The organism is Roseofilum sp., assembly GCF_982964205.1.
Map to the genome: position 1 here is coordinate 1 of NZ_CEZBFX010000061.1, position 20,109 is coordinate 20,109.

The window sequence follows — 20,109 nt, forward strand, 5'->3', positions numbered from 1 at the left end:
AGATATTGTTAAAAACCGTCATTAATGTACCTCATAGCAGAGGAAACTGCTGTATCTTTCGCCATTTCTGTTTTAATAATAGAAAGCGATCTTAACTCAAGATACTATTATCCCTTATTGCAACAGCACTTATGAATCTATTTTGGAAAGGACTGTTAATCGTCGCCATCCTTGTAGCCAGTGTTATTTTACCTGCCCAGGCGATTTCGATACGGGAATTTCCCCATCAGATTTGGGATCGGAGCAGTGCGACCCCTCGGTTAATCAGTGCGGTGGATGACTCTAGCACCTTAGAAGACTTGGCACAACAAGCGTTTACCGCATCAAATCAGGGCGATTTTGCCGCAGCAGAAGCCTATTGGACGCAAATTTTAGAGATATATCCGGAAAGTGCAGCCGGTTGGAGCAATCGAGGAATTACCCGTGCGAGTCAGGGGAAATTTGAGCAGGCGATCGCCGACTATAATGAAGCGATCGAACTTGCACCTTCGGTTAGCGATCCCTATCTCAATCGAGGAGCCGCTTTAGAAGGATTAGGACGCTATGCAGAAGCCATTGAAGACTACGATCGTATCCTGGACATTAACCCCGATGATGCCCAAGCATACAACAATCGCGGCAATGCCAAAATGGGCTTAAAAGACTGGCAAGGGGCGATCGCCGATTATCAAACCTGTAATGAACTTGCCCCTAACTTTGCTTTTGCCCTAGCCAGTCAAGCCCTCGCCACCTATGAAATCGGCGAAACTGAAAAAGCCATTAAAATGATGCGAAATCTGAACCGTAAATATCCCCAATTTGCCGACATGCGAGCCGCCTTAAGTGCTGCTTTATGGGTAGAAGGGAAACAAGGAGAAGCAGAAAGTAATTGGGTTGCCGCTGTGGGTTTAGATAGTCGCTATAAAGATATCGATTGGGTGACAAATATCCGCCGTTGGCCTCCAGCTATTACAGAAGCATTAGAAAGATTCCTAAACCTGTCTTGATTCAGGATAAGTAAGACAACTGGCTATTGAACAATTGCAAAATTTTTATGTTTCGAGGACGGCTTTTATTTTGTTCCATAGCCATTCTGGCATCGTATGGTGGGAGTCATAAACCTGAGAATATTTTTCCTCAATCTCTAGGAAATATTCTTTGACATGCTCTTCCCCTTTTTTCATCAACGGATTTAGGATTTTTCCCTCAAATAGAGAGAGCGCCTTCCCTTGAATTCCTCTTACATAAAGCTGGTAAAAATACAACTGAGTTTCTTCAGGAATCCCCACACACTCCCAAGCAATATATCCTTTAAGTCCAAGCAGTTCCTCCCAGATCGGTAAATTTTCCTCCATCTCAAATAGATTATTCCCAAAAGTTTCTATCGTTTTGTCCACCTCGCCATAGGCACAAAAACCGGAAAAGACGTAGCAGTATTTTTCCCCTCGGCAACACCACGGCTTTTCAAAATTACAGGAATTGGTTGCATAAGGAAGTTGGTTAGCGAGCTGAAAGAGGAGTTCAAAGATTTTCACGTCATGGATGGGTGGAGTGGAGATTAAGAACGAGTTAGCACCTGCCAGATAATAAACGACGCAAATGCCAAATACCCAGCTACCGCCCACCAATCGAGTGCAGATTCGATCGCCATGACTGTGAAGACCCCATTTTTTGTTAAACTGCTACTTTGACCTAACCCCACACTCTATTTATCGTAGCAAATGGCAGAAACACTATTCTTCAATGCCCTCCGGGAAGCGATCGACGAAGAAATGGCCCGCGATCCCTCCGTCTTCGTCCTAGGCGAAGATGTTGGCCAATATGGCGGTTCCTACAAAGTCACCAAAGGACTCTATGAAAAATATGGAGAACTGCGGGTACTCGATACTCCCATTGCGGAAAACAGCTTCACCGGATTAGCGGTTGGTGCTGCGATGACTGGACTGCGACCGATCATTGAAGGGATGAATATGGGCTTTTTGCTCTTGGCTTTTAACCAAATCTCCAATAATGCGGGAATGCTGCGCTATACCTCTGGGGGGAACTTTACGATTCCCCTGGTGATCCGGGGGCCTGGTGGAGTGGGTAAACAACTGGGTGCAGAACACTCCCAACGTCTAGAGGCTTATTTTCAAGCGGTTCCGGGACTGAAAATTGTTGCCTGTTCTACCCCCTACAATGCTAAGGGACTGATGAAATCTGCTATTCGCGATGGCAACCCGGTCTTATTTTTTGAGCATGTCTTGCTGTATAACCTAAAGGAAAACTTACCGGAAACTGAATATTTAGTGCCCTTAGACCGGGCAGAAATTGTCCGTCGAGGTAAAGATGTAACGATTTTGACCTATTCCCGGATGCGCCATCATGCCATGCAAGCGGCCAAAACCCTGGAGCAAGAAGGATTCGATCCAGAAATTATTGATTTAATTTCCCTCAAACCCCTGGATTTTGCCACGATTAGCGCATCGATTCGCAAGACCCATCGGGTGGTGATTGTGGAAGAATGTATGAAAACTGGGGGGATTGGTGCAGAATTAACGGCTTCGATTACCGAACAATTGTTTGATGAACTCGATGCTCCAGTGGTGCGCCTTTCTTCTCAGGATATTCCGACTCCCTATAATGGCATTCTGGAAAACTTGACGATTGTTCAGCCGGGTAAAATTGTAGAAGCTGTTAGAAAAATGATGGCACTACAGGTTTAGGAGATGCAAGGATAGGGGTATGGGGGATGGAGAGACACGGGGATTGACCATTACTCCCTACTGCCTACTCCCTATATCATTCACTATCACGGATTAAACGATGGGGAAACAACGGACAATTTTAGCTTTAATTATTGTGCTGGCGATCGCCGCGATCGCGGTATTGGCGAAAGTCGAAACCCGCCTAGGTTTAGACCTCAGAGGAGGGGCACAATTGACCATTCAAGTAAAAACTACACCAGAAGTCCCGGAAATTACACCTCGTAAATTGGAAGCCGTGCAACGAGTGATGGAAAATCGGGTCAATGGTCTGGGGGTTTCGGAGGCAGCCATCCAGACGGTGGGAGAGGATCAGCTCTCGATCCAACTGCCGGGGGTTAACGATCCAGCTCAGGCGGAACGGGTATTAGGAGGCACAGCTCAGTTGGAGTTTCGCCAGCAACGGCAAGGAACAGAGGATGAGTTTGCCGCCCAATTTCAGATTTGGAGACAATTGCAGTTTGAGCAAGCTTTACTGCGACAGGAAGATCCAGAAGTGGCGGCAGAGGCACTCGCCGAAAATCAGGAGCAGATCGCTAAACTCAATGAAGACATTGCTCCCCTCTTTGACAAAGTTGGCTTAACTGGGGAACAACTGCAAGACTCCTTACCCCGTCCTCCCCAAGGAGGAGCAAACTGGGCTGTGATACTAGAGTTTAATGGGGAAGGGGGAGATAAGTTTGCTGAACTAACGAAAAATTTAGCTGGAACGGGTCGCACTATTGGTATTTTCCTGGATAATGAACTCGTCAGTACCCCCACCGTCGGCGTGGAATTTGCGGAAACCGGGATTGTGGGAGGTCGTGCGGAAATTACGGGGAATTTTACGGCTGAAACCGCTAATGACTTGTCGATCCAACTGCGAGGGGGCGCTCTCCCCGTGCCTGTGGAAATTGTGGAAAACCGCACGGTTGGCGCAACATTGGGACAAGATAGTATTCGTCGCAGTATCTATGCCGGGTTGGGGGGATTATTCCTCGTGCTGGTGTATATGGTGATCTATTATCGCCTGCCCGGGGCGATCGCTAATATTGCCCTTCTCGTCTATGCTCTGCTCACGTTTGCGGCGTTTAAGCTATTCCAAGTCACCCTCACCTTACCCGGGATTGCTGGTTTTATCCTCAGTATCGGCATGGCCGTCGATGCTAATGTGTTAATCTTTGAGCGTACCCGGGAAGAACTGCGTGGGGGTAAAACCCTCTATCGTTCCGTAGAATCGGGCTTTTATCGGGCATTTACCAGTATCCTCGATGGTAACCTGACTACCCTGATTTCCTGTATTGCCCTATTCTGGTTAGGCACGGGTTTAGTCCGAGGGTTTGCTCTGACTCTCGGTATTGGGGTCGTCATTAGTATGTTTACCGCCGTTACCTGTAGTCGTACCCTGATGTTATACGTGCTTCAGTTTCCCGGACTGCGTAAACCCAACCTATTTTGTCCCAATCTTGCTCCGCTCCCCAAACGGTAAATCCATGATTAGCATTATTAAACAACGTAATCTCTGGTGGTCGATTTCTGCTGGTGTGATTCTAATGGGATTTTTGGCCATGGCAATTTCTTGGGGGAGTCCAGGAATTGGTGCCCCCCTACGTCCAGGTCTGGATTTTGTGGGTGGAACCCGTCTTCAACTGGATCTTGATTGCACGGAAGTGGGAAATTGTGACCAACCGATTGAGATTGCTAAAGTACGGGAAGTTACCGATCGCCTCGGTATTGCTAATCCCAACATCCAGATTACCGGTGAAGACGGCACTGGGGTGAGTATCCGCACCAAAGATTTGGATGTGGAGGAGCGCACAGAACTGCAAAATAGTTTAGCCGAGGCGATCGGTACATTTGATGTGACCCAAACACAAATTGATACCGTTGGTCCCACCTTGGGGAAACAGTTATTTACATCGGGTTTGCTGGCACTTTTGGTGGCTTTTGCGGGAATTACCCTTTACTTAAATTTCCGTTTCCAGCTCGATTATGCGTTTTTTGCCTTTGTCGCTCTCTTCCATGATGTCTTCGTAACCATGGGAGTCTTTTCCATCTTGGGTTTGATCGCTGGAGTGGAAATTGATAGCCTGTTTATTGTCTCGCTGCTGACGATTATCGGATTTTCTGTCAATGATACGGTGGTCATTTATGACCGGGTGCGCGAGACCCTCCAGTTTTATCCGGAAAAGCATATTAATGATGTGGTCGATGAGGCGGTGAATCAGACGTTGATGCGATCGCTCAATACTAGCATTACCACCATTTTGCCCCTCGTTGCCATCTTCTTCCTCGGTGGCGAAACCCTAAAATTCTTTGCCCTAGCCCTAATCATCGGCTTTATTTCCGGAGCCTATTCCAGCATCTTTATCGCCAGTACCCTGTTAGCCTGGTGGCGCGAGAAAACCGGCCGCGCTATCCTCGCAACAGTTACAGAGGGAGAGGGAGAAATTCTAGACTCTACCCCAACTACTGATTGATATAGGGGGAAGTGCTATAAAACTTTTGCCACAGCATTTTCCCAACGATCATTATCTTGGATTAAGGGTCTAGAATATAAACAAAAATGTTTCCAGGTTATGAAATCAAACCACGAAATAGATTGGTACATAACTTAAAAAAAATAAAGAGTTCTTCAAGTCTAAAAAGTGATGATTTATCCTGTCAATGGACAGAAATCAGCATTGAATGCTGTTGTTCAAAATTGTCTGATTTACAGGATGAATTTTATATCTTTTACGAGCATCCCGTACACGAATTTAAAAATAAATTATTCAAAGCTAGTAGTAATGAAGTTATTGAATTTATAAAAGAGGCAATTCTACCTGAAGAAGGTATGGGATTAGATATGACCATCTACTCTTTAGACATGAAAACTATCATTGCATTTAACCATGATGGAGATATTTTTTTAGTTAGAGACAGTAGTCAATACAAGAGATTGGAAAACTGGGAAGAAGTAGTCGATAAAAAAAATGAAGATAATCTTGTCAGCATTGAAAATTATGATGCGAAACGAATAGTAGCAAGTATACAGAATTGGACAGAATTAAAACAACAACAGAAGCAGGGAGAATATCAGCTCAGTAATGAGGATGTAGCATGGCAAGTCTACGATCTCTTTGGTGTAGGAAGATTAACGCCAAAAATTGTAGAGTATGTGCTTAGATTATTGATGGACATTGAGACATTTGATTATTTGGCATTGTTTCAACGGTTGCAGGAAGTTTATTCTTCCTGGTGTGCAGGGGACTATATTGATGTTCCTCCCAATAAAAACTATCCCCTGAAAAAAATGCTGGCTCTGCAAGAGAGAATGGCAGATAGTGAACCAGCTTTAGGATTACGGCAGATTGATGTTTATACAGGATTAAATGTAACGATCTTGCTCCTAGAGCTGCACCGTTATGGACAAGACAAAGCGGAACTAAGAGATAAAATCAACTTTTATCCTTGTGGACAACCCAATAATGACGGGAAATTAGAGGATAGCACTAAACTTTTAAGAATCATTGGTTATAGTTCCTGTATTGGGGTATTAGGCTTTCTCAATACAGTCGGTACCTTTCTTGCAGGTGTTAACCTTAGTGCTGCCAACCTTAGTGGTGTCAACCTCAGTGGTGCTAACCTCAAGCGCGCTAACTTCAAGCTCGCAAACCTTATAGGGGCAGACCTCAGTTGTGTCAATCTCAGTGATGCAGGACTCAAGGACTCAGACCTCAAGGACTCAGACTTGAGGGGGGCAGAACTCAAAGATACCAACCTGAGTGGTGCCAATCTCAAGGGTGCTAATCTCGGTTGCACAAACCTGAGTGGTGCCAATCTCAGTCGTGCCAATCTCGATTGTACAAACCTGAGTGGTGCCAATTTCAGTCGTGCCAATCTCAGTCGCGTTAACCTTGTAGATGTAGAACTCATAGAAGTATGTCTGAGTGGTGCTAATCTCAGTCGTGCTAACCTTAGTGGCACAAATCTCAATTGTGTAAATCTCAGTCGCGCTAACCTCAGTAGCACAAATTTGAGTGATGCCAACCTCAAGGGTACAAATCTCAGTGGTGCTAATCTCAATGGTACAATCCTCAATCGCACAAATCTGAGTGGCGCAAACCTCAGAGGTGCGAATCTCAATGGTACAATCCTCAGAAGCACAATCCTCAGCGATGAAATATGGGGAGATATATGCTGGGATGAAAAAACACAATGGGAAGGCTTGCGTGGACTGGAAACAGCAATTAATATTCCAGATCAATTAAAAGAGGAATTGGGTTTAGCGAATTAGAAGAAAGTGACTGATTAGCCATTATCATGCGAAGCGATGTATAATCTACATCAGATGTAATTTCTCATTTGGAATTAACTTGGTTTCCCCTGATTCCCAGATTGATCTCGATCCCCAGTTTCAGGCGCAAGTGATGCGTTATCATCGACTGTTGGTTGGGGGACGCTGGTTGGTAGTGATTTTATGGTGGCTGGTTTTGGGATTTCCAAGTCTGTGGATAATGCGATCGCCCCTATCACTCCTATTCGACCATTTTACCTGGTCTGGATTGTACTATAGTTTCTATTTCCACCCCCTAGCGGCGATCGGCTTTTCCAGCAGTATCGGTTTAACGACTGCTGTTTTAGTCTGGCAAAGTCGCAATATTCTCGTCGGTTTGCCAGGACCTTATCAGAAAGGCCTAGAGCGTAAGGTCTATCGTATTCGCCAACAGGGGAAAAGCCATCCCCTCTGGAACTGGGTGGTTGAAGGTTAGGGGAATTAGGAAAGGAATGGGGAATAGGGAATGGGGAATATCAATCCTCACCAAATCGTTGTACAGATAAGATAAAATCAGGTAATACGCTTTCCCCAGAGAGCGCTGTGGGTAAACTCCGAACTTCCTTTGGCTGTCCCTGACGATAGATTTCTACCTCTTGATCTTGGGGATTCAGAAGCCAACCCAAGTGTACACCACTATCGAGATATTCCTGCATTTTTTCCTGAAGAGGGGTTAAGCGATCGCTTGGAGAGCGAAGTTCTAAGACAAAATCTGGAGCAAGGGGCGGAAATTTTTGGCGCTCCTCTGAGGTAAGAGTATCCCATCGAGAGCGTTCAACCCAAGCTAAATCTGGAGAGCGATCGCCTCCGCCCGGTAGTTTAAACAATGTTGAGGAACTGAAAACTTTACCCAGCTTAGTACGACGGTTCCAAATCGTTAAATCTGCTCCCAGTTCAAGTTCATAACTTCCGCTTTCTCCACCAACGGGCGACATTAGAATTAAGGCTCCTTGAAGATTGCGTTCAAAGTTTAAGTGAGGATTACTCATGCAGAGGAAGTAAAACTGCTCATCACTGAGATGAACTTGTTGCAGATTGACCTTGAGGGGTAGGGTGAGAGAGGTCATGGTATAGCAGAGAAGGAGTTGGTTAGGACAGTTAGGTTATGGTTTGAGGCAATAGGCAATAATAAACTCTCCCGTTCTCTGCTATAACATATTGGTTCGCGCGGCAGAAGGGTAAGGGGTAAATGGGTCAACCGTTTTTCACGCCACAGTTCTCATTTTTAACCCTTTTGAACCAGTAACTCAAGCCCCTGGAGTCAAGCCAGGGGATGCAGTAAGGACAATTCCGGTTTAATTGATTGTACCGGTTAGGGGAGAGCTGGCACTGGCATAGGCTTTGATGGGAATTCTACCCGAAACAGCAGCAATGCGTCCAGCTTCAGTAGCCAAGCGGAAAGCCTGAGCCATGGCGGCAGGATTTTGGGATTGGGCGATCGCCGTGTTAATCAATAAAGCATCTGCCCCCATTTCCATTGCTGTTGCTGCTTCTGAAGGCGTACCAATACCTGCATCGACAACAACAGGCACCTTAGAATTCTCGATAATAATGCCAATATTAGCCCCATTCTTAATCCCTTGTCCGGAACCAATGGGAGACCCCAAAGGCATCACGGTGACACAACCGACTTCTTCGAGACGCTTGGCCAGCAAGGGATCTGCATTAATATAGGGTAAAATGGCGAATCCTTCTTTGACCAATTGTTCGGCCGCTTCCAAAGTGCCGATGGGATCGGGAAGCAAATATTTGGGATCGGGAATCACTTCTAACTTGATAAAATTATTATCTTCCTGACCCAGTAATTTTGCCATTTCGCGCCCCAGTCGAGCTACCCGCACAGCATCTTCTGCGGTTTGACATCCGGCAGTATTGGGTAACATCCAAATCTTTTGCCAATCAATGGCTTCGGCTAATCCTTCATGCCCGGGTGCTTTCGTTTGTACGCGACGCACCGCTACCGTGACAATCTGGCAACCACTGGCGACAATGCTCTGTTGCATTTCGGTAAAGGAGCGATATTTGCCTGTGCCCGTCATCAGGCGCGAGTTAAAGGTTTTACCGGCGATTTCTAAGGGCGAATCGCCTAGGATATCAGTATCAGGTTGGTGTTGAGAAATACTCTGATCGAGGGTTTGCATAGTTGGGTATGACGTTGGACAATGGTCTAGCTTAACGTTTGTTCTCCCGTTATTGAGGGGGATAAGTTTGAATGTTGAGCGAACGACTAGACGATGATCGACTCTTCAAAGAACTATTATCCACCTTTTTTGTAGAGTTGATCGGAAGCCGACTGAAAACCTGATTTTTCACCAGAATAGAGATAACTGGCAAAAACGACGGAGAAGCTTATAGCGCTGGGTATTATAGTGTTTACAAGTATTGGGAAATAGCATGGATAGCTTGTTCGAGATTAAAGTTATAGCTAGGGGCGATTCCATTCCCCATTCCCTATTCCCCATTCCCGATTCCCCATTCCCGATTCCCCATTCCCTATTCCCTATTCCCTATAAATGTTATGGCAACCGCAACCAAACGACGAGAAGAAAATGTAGCTGGAGATTTCTTTGTCGATCGGACTTGTATTGACTGCGATACCTGTCGTTGGATGGCTCCGCAGGTTTTCCACCGCGATAATGGACAATCGGCAGTCTACCATCAACCGGAGAATTTGGGCGATCGCCAAAGTGCCCTACAAGCTCTGCTCGCTTGTCCAACTGCTTCGATTGGTACAGTCGAAAAACCCCAAGATATCAAAACCGCTCAAGATACCTTTCCCTTACTCATCGCCGAAAATGTGTATCACTGTGGCTATCATTCAGCATCCTCTTTCGGTGCAGCCAGTTATTTCATCCAGCATCCAGAAGGAAATGTTTTAGTGGACTCTCCCCGGTTTACCCCTCCCCTGGTGAAACGGATTGAAGCGATGGGAGGGATACGGTGGATGTATTTAACCCACATGGATGATGTGGCCGATCATCAGAAATTCCACGATCGCTTTGGCTGCGATCGCCTGTTACATGAAGATGATATCACCGCCGATACCCAAGATATTGAACAACCTATAACGGGGACAGAGGCGATCGAACTCGCTCCCGATCTCCTGATTATCCCGGTTCCCGGTCACACCAAAGGTCACACGGTTCTTCTGTACCAAAATCAATTTCTGTTTACCGGCGATCATCTAGCTTGGTCAGATTATTTACCACAATTAATTGCCTTCCGTTGCCATTGTTCCTATTCCTGGGATGAATTACTCAAATCCATGAAAACATTAACCGCTTACCGCTTTGAGTGGGTTTTACCTGGCCATGGTCGTCGCTATCACGCTCCTGTGGAGGTCATGCAAGCTGAACTTCAGAAGTGTTTGCAATGGATGGTATAGGTAAAAGGCAAAAGGCAATAACTACTGAGATGATAAACTAGAGTTTAGACTCTGGAAAAACTATCTGTAAAAATAAGGAAACGCTATGCGAGTTTTGGTAATGGGTGGCACGCGGTTTATTGGCGTATACTTAACCCAATTATTAGTGGAACAAGGTCATGAAGTGGTCTTATTTAATCGAGGCAATAAACCTGCACCAGTGGAAAGGGTGACGGAAATTCATGGCGATCGCACGGATGCCAGCCAAATCCAAGATAAGCTTGCCGGTGAAGCATTTGATGCTATTTTCGATAACAATGGTCGGGAACTCAGCGATACTCAACCCCTAGCGGATTTATTCGCGGGTAAGGTGAAACATTTTGTTTATATGAGTTCTGCGGGAGTTTACTTGAAATCCGAGCAAATGCCTCACATAGAAGGCGATCCAGTAGACCCGAAAAGCCGCCATAAAGGAAAGTTTGAAACAGAAAAATATCTCAGTGAAAAGCAACTGCCGTTTACCTCGATTCGCCCCACGTATATTTACGGCCCGTTGAATTATAATCCTTTAGAAGCTTGGTTTTTTGACCGTATTGTGCGCGATCGCCCCCTTCCCATACCCGGTACAGGTAACGCCATTACCCAATTGGGACATTGTTACGACTTAGCCCAAGCGATGAAGGCAGTTTTGGGCAATTCCCAAGCGATCGGTCAAGTTTACAACATTTCTGGGGAACGCTATGTTACATTTGATGGATTAGCTCAAGCTTGCGCGATCGCCGCCGGAAAATCCCCCGAAGATATCCGGATTGTCCATTATGATCCCAAACAATTTGACTTTGGCAAACGCAAAGCCTTCCCCATGCGCTCTCAGCATTTTTTCGCCGATATTCACAAAGCCAAAACCGAACTCAATTGGCAACCCAAATATGACCTTGTATCTGGATTAAAAGATTCCTTTGAAACCGATTATCTGGTTCAAGGTAAAGATAAACTAGAGGTAGACTTTTCCCTAGATGACCAAATCTTGAAGGGTTAAATTATGCCTGCAAAGGATATTTATCATGATGTGGTTTGTACAGCTTTGGTTAAAGACGGTTGGACAATCACTGACGATCCACTTATCCTGAAGATAGGTAAACGATCTACATTTGTGGACTTAGGAGCAGAAAAACTGGTTGCTGCTGAACGAGGCAGCACAAAAATCGCAGTTGAAATCAAGAGCTTCTTAAGTCCTTCTCCGATCCATGATCTTGAACAGGCTTGGGGACAATTCTTTTTATACGCTAGGGTACTGCAAAGAACAGAGCCTACTCGTTTACTTTATCTTGCGGTTAGTACAGACACTTTTAACACCCTATTTCAAGAGGAAGCTGGACAGCTCCTATTAGCAGAACCCGATTTTTGTATCCTTGTTTTTGACCTAAATAGCGAGGCAATTATCCAATGGAAACCCCCAATACAACTTTAGACCAATGGCGTGAAACCTTGGAGCAAATCCTGCAATATTATGCTAATCTTCCCTATCGCTATGGTGAAGTCATTACCTATGTGGTGGTCAGTCGGGATGGTAACCACTTTATGTTGATGGATGAAGGGTGGGAAAATAACAAAAGGGTTCATGGTTGCATTGTCCATGCTGAATTTCGCAACCATAAAATCTGGATTCACTATGATGGCATTGAAGATAGCATCACGGAGGAACTGGTAGCGGCTGGAGTTCCTAAAGATTCTATTGTTCTCGCCTTTCATCCTCCGCAAGTGCGAGAACATACTGGCTATGCGATCGCCTAATTTTCCTGTCGGTTGGGTTAAAAAAAGCCAAACCCAACAGATGGGTTAGGTTTGGCTGTGTAGGAGCAAAAATCTTTCACCCCATATATTTTTAAGCAGTCACTAGCTCCCGTTCTGGACGCTTACTATTGCGAATTCCAGAAATTGCCTCAGCATAGTCCGGAGCTTTAAATACCGCAGAACCGGCAACAATAGCATTTGCTCCCGCTTCCAAGACTTGCCAAGTATTATTCACCTTCAAGCCACCATCAACTTCAATCCAAGGATCGAGTCCACGCTCATCGCACATTTGGCGTAACTTGCGAATTTTAGGAACCACTGCGGGAATAAAGCTCTGTCCCCCAAACCCAGGGTTAACACTCATAATGAGAATCAAGTCGCACAATTCTAGAACATACTCAATCAACTCTAAAGGTGTAGAAGGATTCAGTACGACTCCTGCTTGCTTGCCCAACTCTCTGATTTGTCCTAGAGTCCGGTGTAAGTGAGGGGAAGCATTATGTTCGGCATGAACCGAAATAATATCCGCACCTGCTTTCGCAAAGCCCTCAACATACTTTTCCGGTTCCACAATCATCAAGTGAACATCCAGAGGTTTTTGAGTCACAGGACGAATGGCATCCACGATTAACGGGCCGATGGTAATATTAGGGACAAACCGGCCATCCATGACATCCACATGAATCCAGTCTGCACCGGCTTCATCCACAGCTTTAATCTCTTCTCCCAGACGGCTAAAATCAGCAGATAAGATAGAAGGGGCAATAACAATGGGTTTGGGCATGACGATTGGTATCCTCCAAGGCGTTCTGAATTTCTATTATTTTAACAAAGTCTTTAGCATTACCCTAGCCCTGGGTCAATAAACCCAGTTTTCTTGCATTGCCTCTTGCCTCTTGCTTCCCCTAGCTTACAGCCTTAACTGGTTACCAATGCTCATTACCTGCCCAAAGTGCAAAAGGCTAAGGACAAAGGACTTGGCGCATGTGTCGCATATTAGCTGGTAATTCGAGCTTCAAAGCTTGTTCAATTAAGGGCGCAGGAATCGGGAAATTGGGAGTAGCTTGAACTGCATAGCTTAAGAGGGTTCCTTGTTGGTAGTCTTGAAGATGAAGATAGGCAAGAAATTCCGAGAAAGATCCTTTAAGGAGTTCAAATTCTATGGCTTGGTTGCCAGTTTCCCGGATTTGGAGATAAATTTCTACTTCCACACGTAGGAGAATAAAGTCTTTGATTCCTTTTTGATAGAGTTGCTGGCTTTTGGGCAAGACTTGACTGTAGGTAATATCAGGAAAATAATTGACCCATTGGGAGTAGTTGCTGACTTTTTGCCAGCATTGTTGACGACTCAGGGGAAGATAGAGTTGAGCGATCGCGCTGCCCCCTCCCAATCCCCAAGGTTCCGTTTTCACTGAAATATGACCGTCACCTAAAGACACAGACGGTTCAGTGTTGCAAGCTTTGGCAATGCGATCGAGCCATGCAGTTGCTTGATTCATGGTGAAGAAATAAAACGTTAGATCTGCGAAGGTATGGAATGGGCAACAATTTGTCGGTGATATTCCGATTCACTCATTAACTCTTGGGTGCTTTCCACTCGATCAATAAAGAGTTTGCCTTCTAAATGATCGAATTCGTGTTGGATAATCCGAGCTACAAAATCGGTGAATATCTGGCGCTGATGTTTGCCTTTTTGATCGATATATTCAACTTCAATTTCGGTAAATCGGGGCACTAATCCTCGGATTCCGGGGACACTTAAACACCCTTCCCATCCTTTGAGTTGAGTATCCGAATGACTGACAATCTGGGGATTGATCAGTGGTGTCGGTTCCATCTTGGGAGCATTAGGATAGCGCAGATTGGGACGAGAGGTGACGATGAGTAAACGGTAAAGTTGTCCAATTTGAGGGGCTGCAATGCCGACACCATGACTCAATTGTGCTGTTTCAATTAAGTTTTGAATTAAGGTTTGAATGTGCGTATCTTCTGGGTTGGCGATGGGTTGGGCTATAGTTCGCAGCAAGGGATGACCTAATTGGTAGATTTCTGAAGGCTCTGTCATAAGGATTGGACTTCTTACAGAAGTCAGGTAAAAGACAATAGGCAAAAGGCAATAGCCCTTAAGAATATATGATTACTGCATTACTATTGATTGATACTCTATTACTCCTGATTGATACAATGCAGCAAATGTTTTAAGATTTGTAACTCTACATCCATTACTGTGTCTTGCTTTCAGTCATTGAGCTTCTATCTTATTGTATCTTAATTCTCGAAACGTGACAGAAGAGGGATATCTTACCCCAGTTTGACAAAAAAGGGTAAGTGATAAATTCAATTTAAAGGCAGAGAGATCATAAATTCTGTTCCTTGCCCCAGCTCTGAAGTACAAGCGATCGAACCTCTATGTTTTTCGACAATAATTTGTTGGGAGATCGTCATCCCTAAACCCGTTCCTTTGCCGACCATTTTAGTCGTAAATCCCTGCTCGAATATTTTCGCCTTCACTTCTTCTGACATTCCCATACCATTATCAATAATTGTGACAACAACACTTTTTCGATCTATGCTTAGTTTCGTGCTAATAGTGATGCAATTGGGGGCAGATTCTATCTCTTCATCAGTTTTTCCTTCATTACTTTCATCGAGGGCATCGATCGCATTCGCCAATAAGTTCATAAACACTTGATTGATTTGTCCGGCATAGCATTTGACTTCGGGAATTTCACCATAATCTTTTAAAATTCTAATCGCCGGGCGCTCTCCATTGGCTTTGAGGCGATATTTGAGAATTAATAAGGTACTATCGAGTCCTTTATGTAAATTGAACTCGGTTTTCTTATCCGTATCTGTGCGCGAAAAAGTTCGTAAAGAGGTACTGATTTTAGCAATGCGATCGCAACCGCCTTGCATGGATTCAATCAGTTTGGGGAAATCCTCACGGATAAAATCGGGATTTATCTCTTCGATCTCTTCGGCAATCTCTTCAGAAGGAGATGTATTTTCTTCATAGAGAGAAAGAATGTCCAGCAAATCTTGTAAATATTCTTGTGCTACTCTCACATTGCCACTGATAAAACCAACAGGGTTGTTGATTTCGTGAGCGACCCCAGCGACCAGATTGCCCAGGGTGGCCATTTTTTCACTTTGCACCAATTGCAACTGCGCTTCTTGTAGATCCGTTAAGACTTGTTGGAGATCGTTTCGTGCTTGTTGTTCTGTGTCATAGAGTTGAGCATTTTGCAGTGCGATCGCGGCTTGGGAACAGAGTAAATTCAAGATTTCAATGCGATCGCGGGTGAATGCACCACTCACTTGATTATTTTCCAAGTAGAGAATGCCGATGAGTTGCCCTCGGTCAATCAAAGGCAGACAAAATACTGATTGGGGTTGATACTTTTGGATATAAGTATCCCCTGCATAGTCTTTGGCCTCTTTGGCGTTGTCCAAGACGAGGGGTTCGTGCGTATTTTTGACGGAGTGGATGAGGGTTAGCGGGATGCGATCGCTGGTTTCGACGGGAATACTGGCCACTGACATGTCTTCTCCTGTCGCATGGGCCACTAGCATGAGGGTGTTTTCTTCAAAGAGCATCAGGGCAACCGTTTCAGCACCAGCATTTTCTTGGATGACTTGCATGAAGTTGGCAATAGCGCGATCGAGGTCAATTTCTTCACAGAGACTTCGAGATGCTTTCATGAGGCTCGCTAAATCTAATAGTTCTCCGGTGGAGGCGTTGGTACTGATAATTCTTCCTTTGGCGAAATTCGTAATCGTACTATTAGCAGTCAAATTTGAGGGTTGCTGTTGGAGAATGGGGGAGAGTAGTTGGGGATAGCGTTTCTCGAGGTCGTCGGTTTTAGCTTTAGCTTCCCACTGAGCGTAACAATAGTAGGCCTGCTGCATATATACTGAAGCCTCTTTTTCTCGTCTCCAATTGAGATAAAATTTGGCAAAGAGTTCGTTGCTGAGAGCTTCTTCTTGAATGTAGCCATTTTCTTTAGCACCGGCGATCGCCCGATCGTAAGCATCAATGGCAGCAAGGCGATCTCCAAGTACGCGCTGTTTTTCGGCTTCAATCAGCTCCCATTTATGTTGGTAGTTCATGGGGGCGCGAGCCGCCCAAGCCGAGAATTGAGTTTGGATATCGCGGACTCGTTTTTCTATCTTGCTTCGGGTTTCGCCATCGGCATCTTCCCAAATCGCCAAGCGAGCCAGAGCCTCATAATACCGAAATACTGGATAGAATGCCACAGATTTGAGGCTGATAAAATAAGGTTCGGTGGCTTCGGCATAAGCAATCGCGTCTTCTGGACGATCGAATAAAACAGAAAGCCAAATTCGCATAGTTTGGCACGTCATAATTGCACCGATACTATTGGTTTCATAGTGTTGGGGCAATCGAGTCTCCCAATCATAAGCTTGTCCTGTTAAGCAATGAGGTTGAGAAGATTCCCCGAGCAAGTTCAACCCAAATTGAAGCAGTATTTCAAATTGAACGAGAACCAGATCGAGACTAATTTGTCGGGTAAATGCTCCATAGACTTCGAGCTTTTCGATGTACTCTGATAGCGTATTGCCTGTTAGCAAAAAGATACAACAGTAACCAGCAGATGCAAAAACAGCCGACTCGAAATCTCCTACCTCTAAGCCCGCAGCATAGCATTCTAGATAGAGTTCGAGGCTATCTCTGAGAGGCTCGTGCCACAAACTGATAAACGTGAGAAAGGTCATCAAGATTTTTGCTTTCAGGGTTCGATCCCAAGAGCGCTCCTGATAATCCAGTCCCAAGCGACCAAATCGATAGGCCCCGTCTAAATCTTCAACAATATTGCCCAGGAGCAAACCATAGTTCAGATAAGCGGAAGCCGAAAAATTGCTATTGCCATGTTGCAAGCAGAAATTCATCTGCTTGGTAACAATTAATGGTGCTAAGGTCGGATTGGCATTGGATGCCGGGGCAAACAGCAAGCATAAAATCCGCAGTGTGGCGATTTTGACTTCATCTTCGATCTCGGGTAGATTGAGAATCTCTGCAAACGTATATTGCTCGCATAATTGTGCTGTTTGCGCCAAAGCCTGTTGCATGTCTTCTTGACTGGGAGATTCGGGAAACTCAATTCCAAAGAGTGCTAATAGTTCCAGTCCAGCTTCTAAAGATTTTGAGAATTGACCTCGCATCATTGAGGACTGAATTATGATTTCATAGAGTTTAACTCGATCTAGGGGAGATATCGCGTGACTCATTGCCTCCTCAAGCCAATTTTCCATGGTGGAAAAATGGGACTGTAAATAGGCAGCTTCGGTGATTCCGGTTGCTAAGTTCAAAGCGGTTGGATAGTTCCTCTCCCAAGCTCCCTCTCCTAGTAATTCATAGCCTTGCAGGCAATAATCAAACATGGCTTTATAAGCAGTCGCACTTTTGGCTTTTTGGGCTACTTGCCAGTTGAGTGTGGCGAGACGATCTCGTTCCTCTTGTTCGGCGATCGCTGTTGCACCCAAATTCATTTGGCCGACAATATCAAATAATACTTTTTCTTGTTGCGATTCTGGCGTATTGTTCCATAGTAACTGACCGATTTTGAGATGATGTTCTGGTTTTTTCTCCTCGGGAATCAAGGCATAAGCCGCTTGTTGGACGCGATCGTGCAAAAAACGATAACTGACAACCCCCTCGACTCGACCATCTTCTTGCTTCCATTCTTGGAAAAACTTATAGGCTTCGCTCTGGGGTAAAATCAACCCTTCCTGTAGGGCGCTCCACAGGGCAGCAGCGACTTTCTCCGAAAGCATTTCGCAGGTAATCGCTAAGGTTTCTAAATCAAATTGATTGCCGATACAGGCGGCTAGTTTCAGGACTTTTCGCGTACCCTCCGGCAATTTGTGCAAACGTCCTGCCATAAATTCGACAACATCATCCGTCAGCAGTTCATCTCGAACCTTCACCAAATCGAACTCCCAATATCCCAAATTTGGATTCAATATAATTAATCTATCCTCATACAATCCTTTCAGAAATTGAGTGGTAAAGAAGGGATTTCCTTTCGTTTTTTGATGGACTAAATCGGTTAAAGGTCGGGCTAACTCGACCGAACAACTGAGGGTCGCCGCAACCAATTGATTGACATGAGCAACTGATAAGGGGGCTAGAGTTAGAGTAGAAATTGTTGTTTTTTGTTCTTTTGCGGTTTGCAGAGCGTCTCGGTCGGAAAAATCCGCCCATTCCGGTAGGTCGTCGCGTTTCTTTAATTCCGCTAAAGTTAACATCAACGGATGGGCAGGGAAGACTTCATTATCTCGATAGGCACCCAGCAGGAGCAAATACCCCATCCGATTGTCTCCTATCAGGACTTTCAGCAAGTTTAATGATGCCGAGTCCGCCCATTGTAAGTCATCGAGAAATAGGGTTAAGGGGTGTTTTTTGGTAGTGAAAACGGCAATAAATTTCTCAAAGAGGAGGTTAAAGCGATTTTGAGCGGCACTACCGGAGAGTTCGGGGACGGGGGGTTGTTCTCCGATAATGCGTTCGAGTTCGGGAATTACTTCAGTGAGAACTTGTCCGCCCTCTCCCACAGCTTTGAGAATTTTTGCTTTCCATTCTTGCAATTCGGCATCGGATTCTCCGAGTAATTGCCCCATCAAATCTCGGAAGGCGATGACGAAAGCAGAGAAGGGAATATCGCGATTGAATTGGTCGAATTTTCCTTTGATGAAGTAACCGCGATTGTTGACAATGGGCTTGTGGACTTCGTTGATAACGGCAGTTTTGCCAATACCGGAAAATCCTGCCACCAGCATCATTTCGCTGTTCCCTTCAGCAATACGATTGAAGGCTTTTAGTAGAGTTTTGACTTCTTTTTCCCGTCCGTAGAGCTTTTCGGGAATCAGAAAGCGATCGCATATGTCTCGTTCTCCTAATGCAAATGGCGCTATCTTCCCGGCTTCTCGATATTGTACTAGACATTTTTCCAGGTCGTACTTGAGTCCGAGGGCACTCTGATAGCGGTCTTCAGCATTTTTTGCCATTAATTTCATTACAATGTCTACCACAGTTCCTGGTATCGGTGACTGGCGATTGATTAGAGGGGGAGCTTTAGCAATATGACAGTGAACGATCTCGAGAGGATCGTCAGCCAAGAATGGTAATTCTCCGGCTAGTAGTTCGTAAAATGTTACTCCAAGGGAATAAAAATCGCTGCGATAATCAATGCCTCGATTCATTCGTCCGGTTTGTTCGGGGGATAGATAAGCAAGAGTCCCTTGTAAAACATTCGGGGTTTGAACGTTTTGGGTTTCTTTGGGCAATAGAGTCGAAATGCTAAAATCTATTAATTTAATTTTTTTTGTTTCCGGATGAATTAGTATATTTACGGGTTTAATATCCTTATGGATAACATTACTGTGATGCAGATGGTGCAAAATATCAGCCAGTTGAATGGCAATCTCCAGAAATTGGCCGATAGAGAGAGTCTTGTTTTTGTGGTAGTCGGCTAAAGATATGCCCCCCATATCTTCCATTATCAACGCGTAGCGGTTTTCGTAGCGTTTTAAGTCGATTGTAGAGATCGTTCCTTCTATCTCGAGAGTTCTAGCAAGGGCATATTGATTGCGAAACTGCACTAATTCGTTAAAGCAAGGATACTCATTTCGCATTAATTTAATGATAACGGGTTGCTCACTATCAGTATGCCAACCGCGATAGACAAGGGTACGATCGCTTTGATGGATGAGTTCGCTAATTTGATAGCCCGGAATATCCGGCAAACGGTCTACTAACATAATTGGCTTGTATTAAGTAATTGAGAATTTTTATCATTTATTTTATCTTATATACCTTAACCTATGTTATGTATTTTCAACAAATGATTGCGTCTTAATCGATTTAAGGCAAGGGTTGCAAGCATTTTTGGAGCTTCGATCTGATGTTT

The 20,109-nt window shown here is 44.8% G+C and carries 17 protein-coding genes; 10 read left to right on the plus strand and 7 right to left on the minus strand.

The features are described 5' to 3' along the window. Positions 1 to 131 precede the first annotated feature (131 nt). Positions 132 to 986: a tetratricopeptide repeat protein gene (locus tag AC3A14_RS15145; protein WP_318732994.1), complete on the plus strand. Its 855-nt coding sequence runs from the start codon at positions 132 to 134 to the stop codon at positions 984 to 986. Between the two features lie 45 nt (positions 987 to 1,031). On the opposite strand, the gene AC3A14_RS15150 is transcribed toward AC3A14_RS15145, so the two are convergent. Further along, entirely contained in the window at positions 1,032 to 1,604 is a 573-nt protein-coding gene (locus AC3A14_RS15150) for a MurL C-terminal domain-containing protein (RefSeq protein ID WP_318732993.1), read from the minus strand. Between the two features lie 96 nt (positions 1,605 to 1,700). On the opposite strand from AC3A14_RS15150, the gene AC3A14_RS15155 reads away from it, so the two are divergent. The 5 genes from AC3A14_RS15155 (at position 1,701) to AC3A14_RS15175 (ending at position 7,456) form a co-directional block, all read left to right on the plus strand. Continuing rightward, a complete protein-coding gene (locus AC3A14_RS15155; protein ID WP_318700106.1) occupies positions 1,701 to 2,684 on the plus strand; it encodes an alpha-ketoacid dehydrogenase subunit beta in 984 nt (327 codons plus the stop codon). A 100-nt stretch (positions 2,685 to 2,784) separates the two neighbouring features. Next, positions 2,785 to 4,191 carry a protein translocase subunit SecD gene (gene secD, locus AC3A14_RS15160; RefSeq protein WP_318700105.1) on the plus strand — a complete coding sequence of 469 codons (1,407 nt, stop codon included), beginning with the start codon at positions 2,785 to 2,787 and terminating at the stop codon, positions 4,189 to 4,191. Between the two features lie 4 nt (positions 4,192 to 4,195). Continuing rightward, on the plus strand, positions 4,196 to 5,182 hold the full coding sequence (gene secF / locus AC3A14_RS15165) for a protein translocase subunit SecF (RefSeq protein WP_318700104.1): 987 nt from the start codon (positions 4,196 to 4,198) through the stop codon (positions 5,180 to 5,182). Positions 5,183 to 5,406: 224 nt separating this feature from the next. Further along, entirely contained in the window at positions 5,407 to 6,981 is a 1,575-nt protein-coding gene (locus tag AC3A14_RS15170) for a pentapeptide repeat-containing protein (protein ID WP_318732992.1), read from the plus strand. A 79-nt stretch (positions 6,982 to 7,060) separates the two neighbouring features. Further along, positions 7,061 to 7,456, plus strand: coding sequence for a hypothetical protein (locus tag AC3A14_RS15175; RefSeq protein ID WP_318732991.1), 396 nt, complete (start codon positions 7,061 to 7,063; stop codon positions 7,454 to 7,456). 40 nt (positions 7,457 to 7,496) lie between these two features. On the opposite strand, the gene AC3A14_RS15180 is transcribed toward AC3A14_RS15175, so the two are convergent. After that, positions 7,497 to 8,087, minus strand: coding sequence for a Uma2 family endonuclease (locus AC3A14_RS15180; RefSeq protein ID WP_318732990.1), 591 nt, complete (start codon positions 8,085 to 8,087; stop codon positions 7,497 to 7,499). 228 nt (positions 8,088 to 8,315) lie between these two features. Further along, positions 8,316 to 9,161, minus strand: a complete 846-nt coding sequence (locus AC3A14_RS15185; RefSeq protein ID WP_318732989.1) for a thiazole synthase — start codon at positions 9,159 to 9,161, stop codon at positions 8,316 to 8,318. Between the two features lie 377 nt (positions 9,162 to 9,538). Here AC3A14_RS15185 and AC3A14_RS15190 point away from each other — a divergent pair, with 377 nt between their 5' ends. From AC3A14_RS15190 to AC3A14_RS15205, 4 genes are all read left to right on the plus strand, one after another. Then, entirely contained in the window at positions 9,539 to 10,405 is an 867-nt protein-coding gene (locus tag AC3A14_RS15190) for an MBL fold metallo-hydrolase (protein ID WP_318732988.1), read from the plus strand. A gap of 85 nt (positions 10,406 to 10,490) precedes the next feature. Continuing rightward, entirely contained in the window at positions 10,491 to 11,423 is a 933-nt protein-coding gene (locus AC3A14_RS15195; RefSeq protein WP_318700098.1) for an NAD-dependent epimerase/dehydratase family protein, read from the plus strand. A gap of 3 nt (positions 11,424 to 11,426) precedes the next feature. Beyond that, a complete protein-coding gene (locus AC3A14_RS15200) occupies positions 11,427 to 11,855 on the plus strand; it encodes an element excision factor XisH family protein (protein WP_318700097.1) in 429 nt (142 codons plus the stop codon). Then, positions 11,831 to 12,178 carry a XisI protein gene (locus AC3A14_RS15205; protein WP_318700096.1) on the plus strand — a complete coding sequence of 116 codons (348 nt, stop codon included), beginning with the start codon at positions 11,831 to 11,833 and terminating at the stop codon, positions 12,176 to 12,178. Before AC3A14_RS15200 ends, AC3A14_RS15205 begins: the two co-directional genes overlap by 25 nt. 91 nt (positions 12,179 to 12,269) lie before the next feature. Here the strand turns inward: AC3A14_RS15205 and rpe are convergent, their stop codons facing one another. From rpe to AC3A14_RS15225, 4 genes are all read right to left on the minus strand, one after another. Next, entirely contained in the window at positions 12,270 to 12,962 is a 693-nt protein-coding gene (gene rpe, locus AC3A14_RS15210; protein WP_318732986.1) for a ribulose-phosphate 3-epimerase, read from the minus strand. 178 nt (positions 12,963 to 13,140) lie between these two features. Beyond that, positions 13,141 to 13,677, minus strand: coding sequence for an SRPBCC family protein (locus tag AC3A14_RS15215; RefSeq protein WP_318732985.1), 537 nt, complete (start codon positions 13,675 to 13,677; stop codon positions 13,141 to 13,143). Positions 13,678 to 13,694: 17 nt separating this feature from the next. After that, positions 13,695 to 14,243: a peptide deformylase gene (gene def / locus AC3A14_RS15220; RefSeq protein WP_318732984.1), complete on the minus strand. Its 549-nt coding sequence runs from the start codon at positions 14,241 to 14,243 to the stop codon at positions 13,695 to 13,697. A gap of 272 nt (positions 14,244 to 14,515) precedes the next feature. Further along, the gene (locus AC3A14_RS15225; RefSeq protein ID WP_318732983.1) at positions 14,516 to 19,960 is read right to left on the minus strand and encodes a trifunctional serine/threonine-protein kinase/ATP-binding protein/sensor histidine kinase; all 5,445 of its coding nucleotides are present in this window, start codon (positions 19,958 to 19,960) and stop codon (positions 14,516 to 14,518) included. Between the last annotated feature and the right edge of the window lie 149 nt (positions 19,961 to 20,109).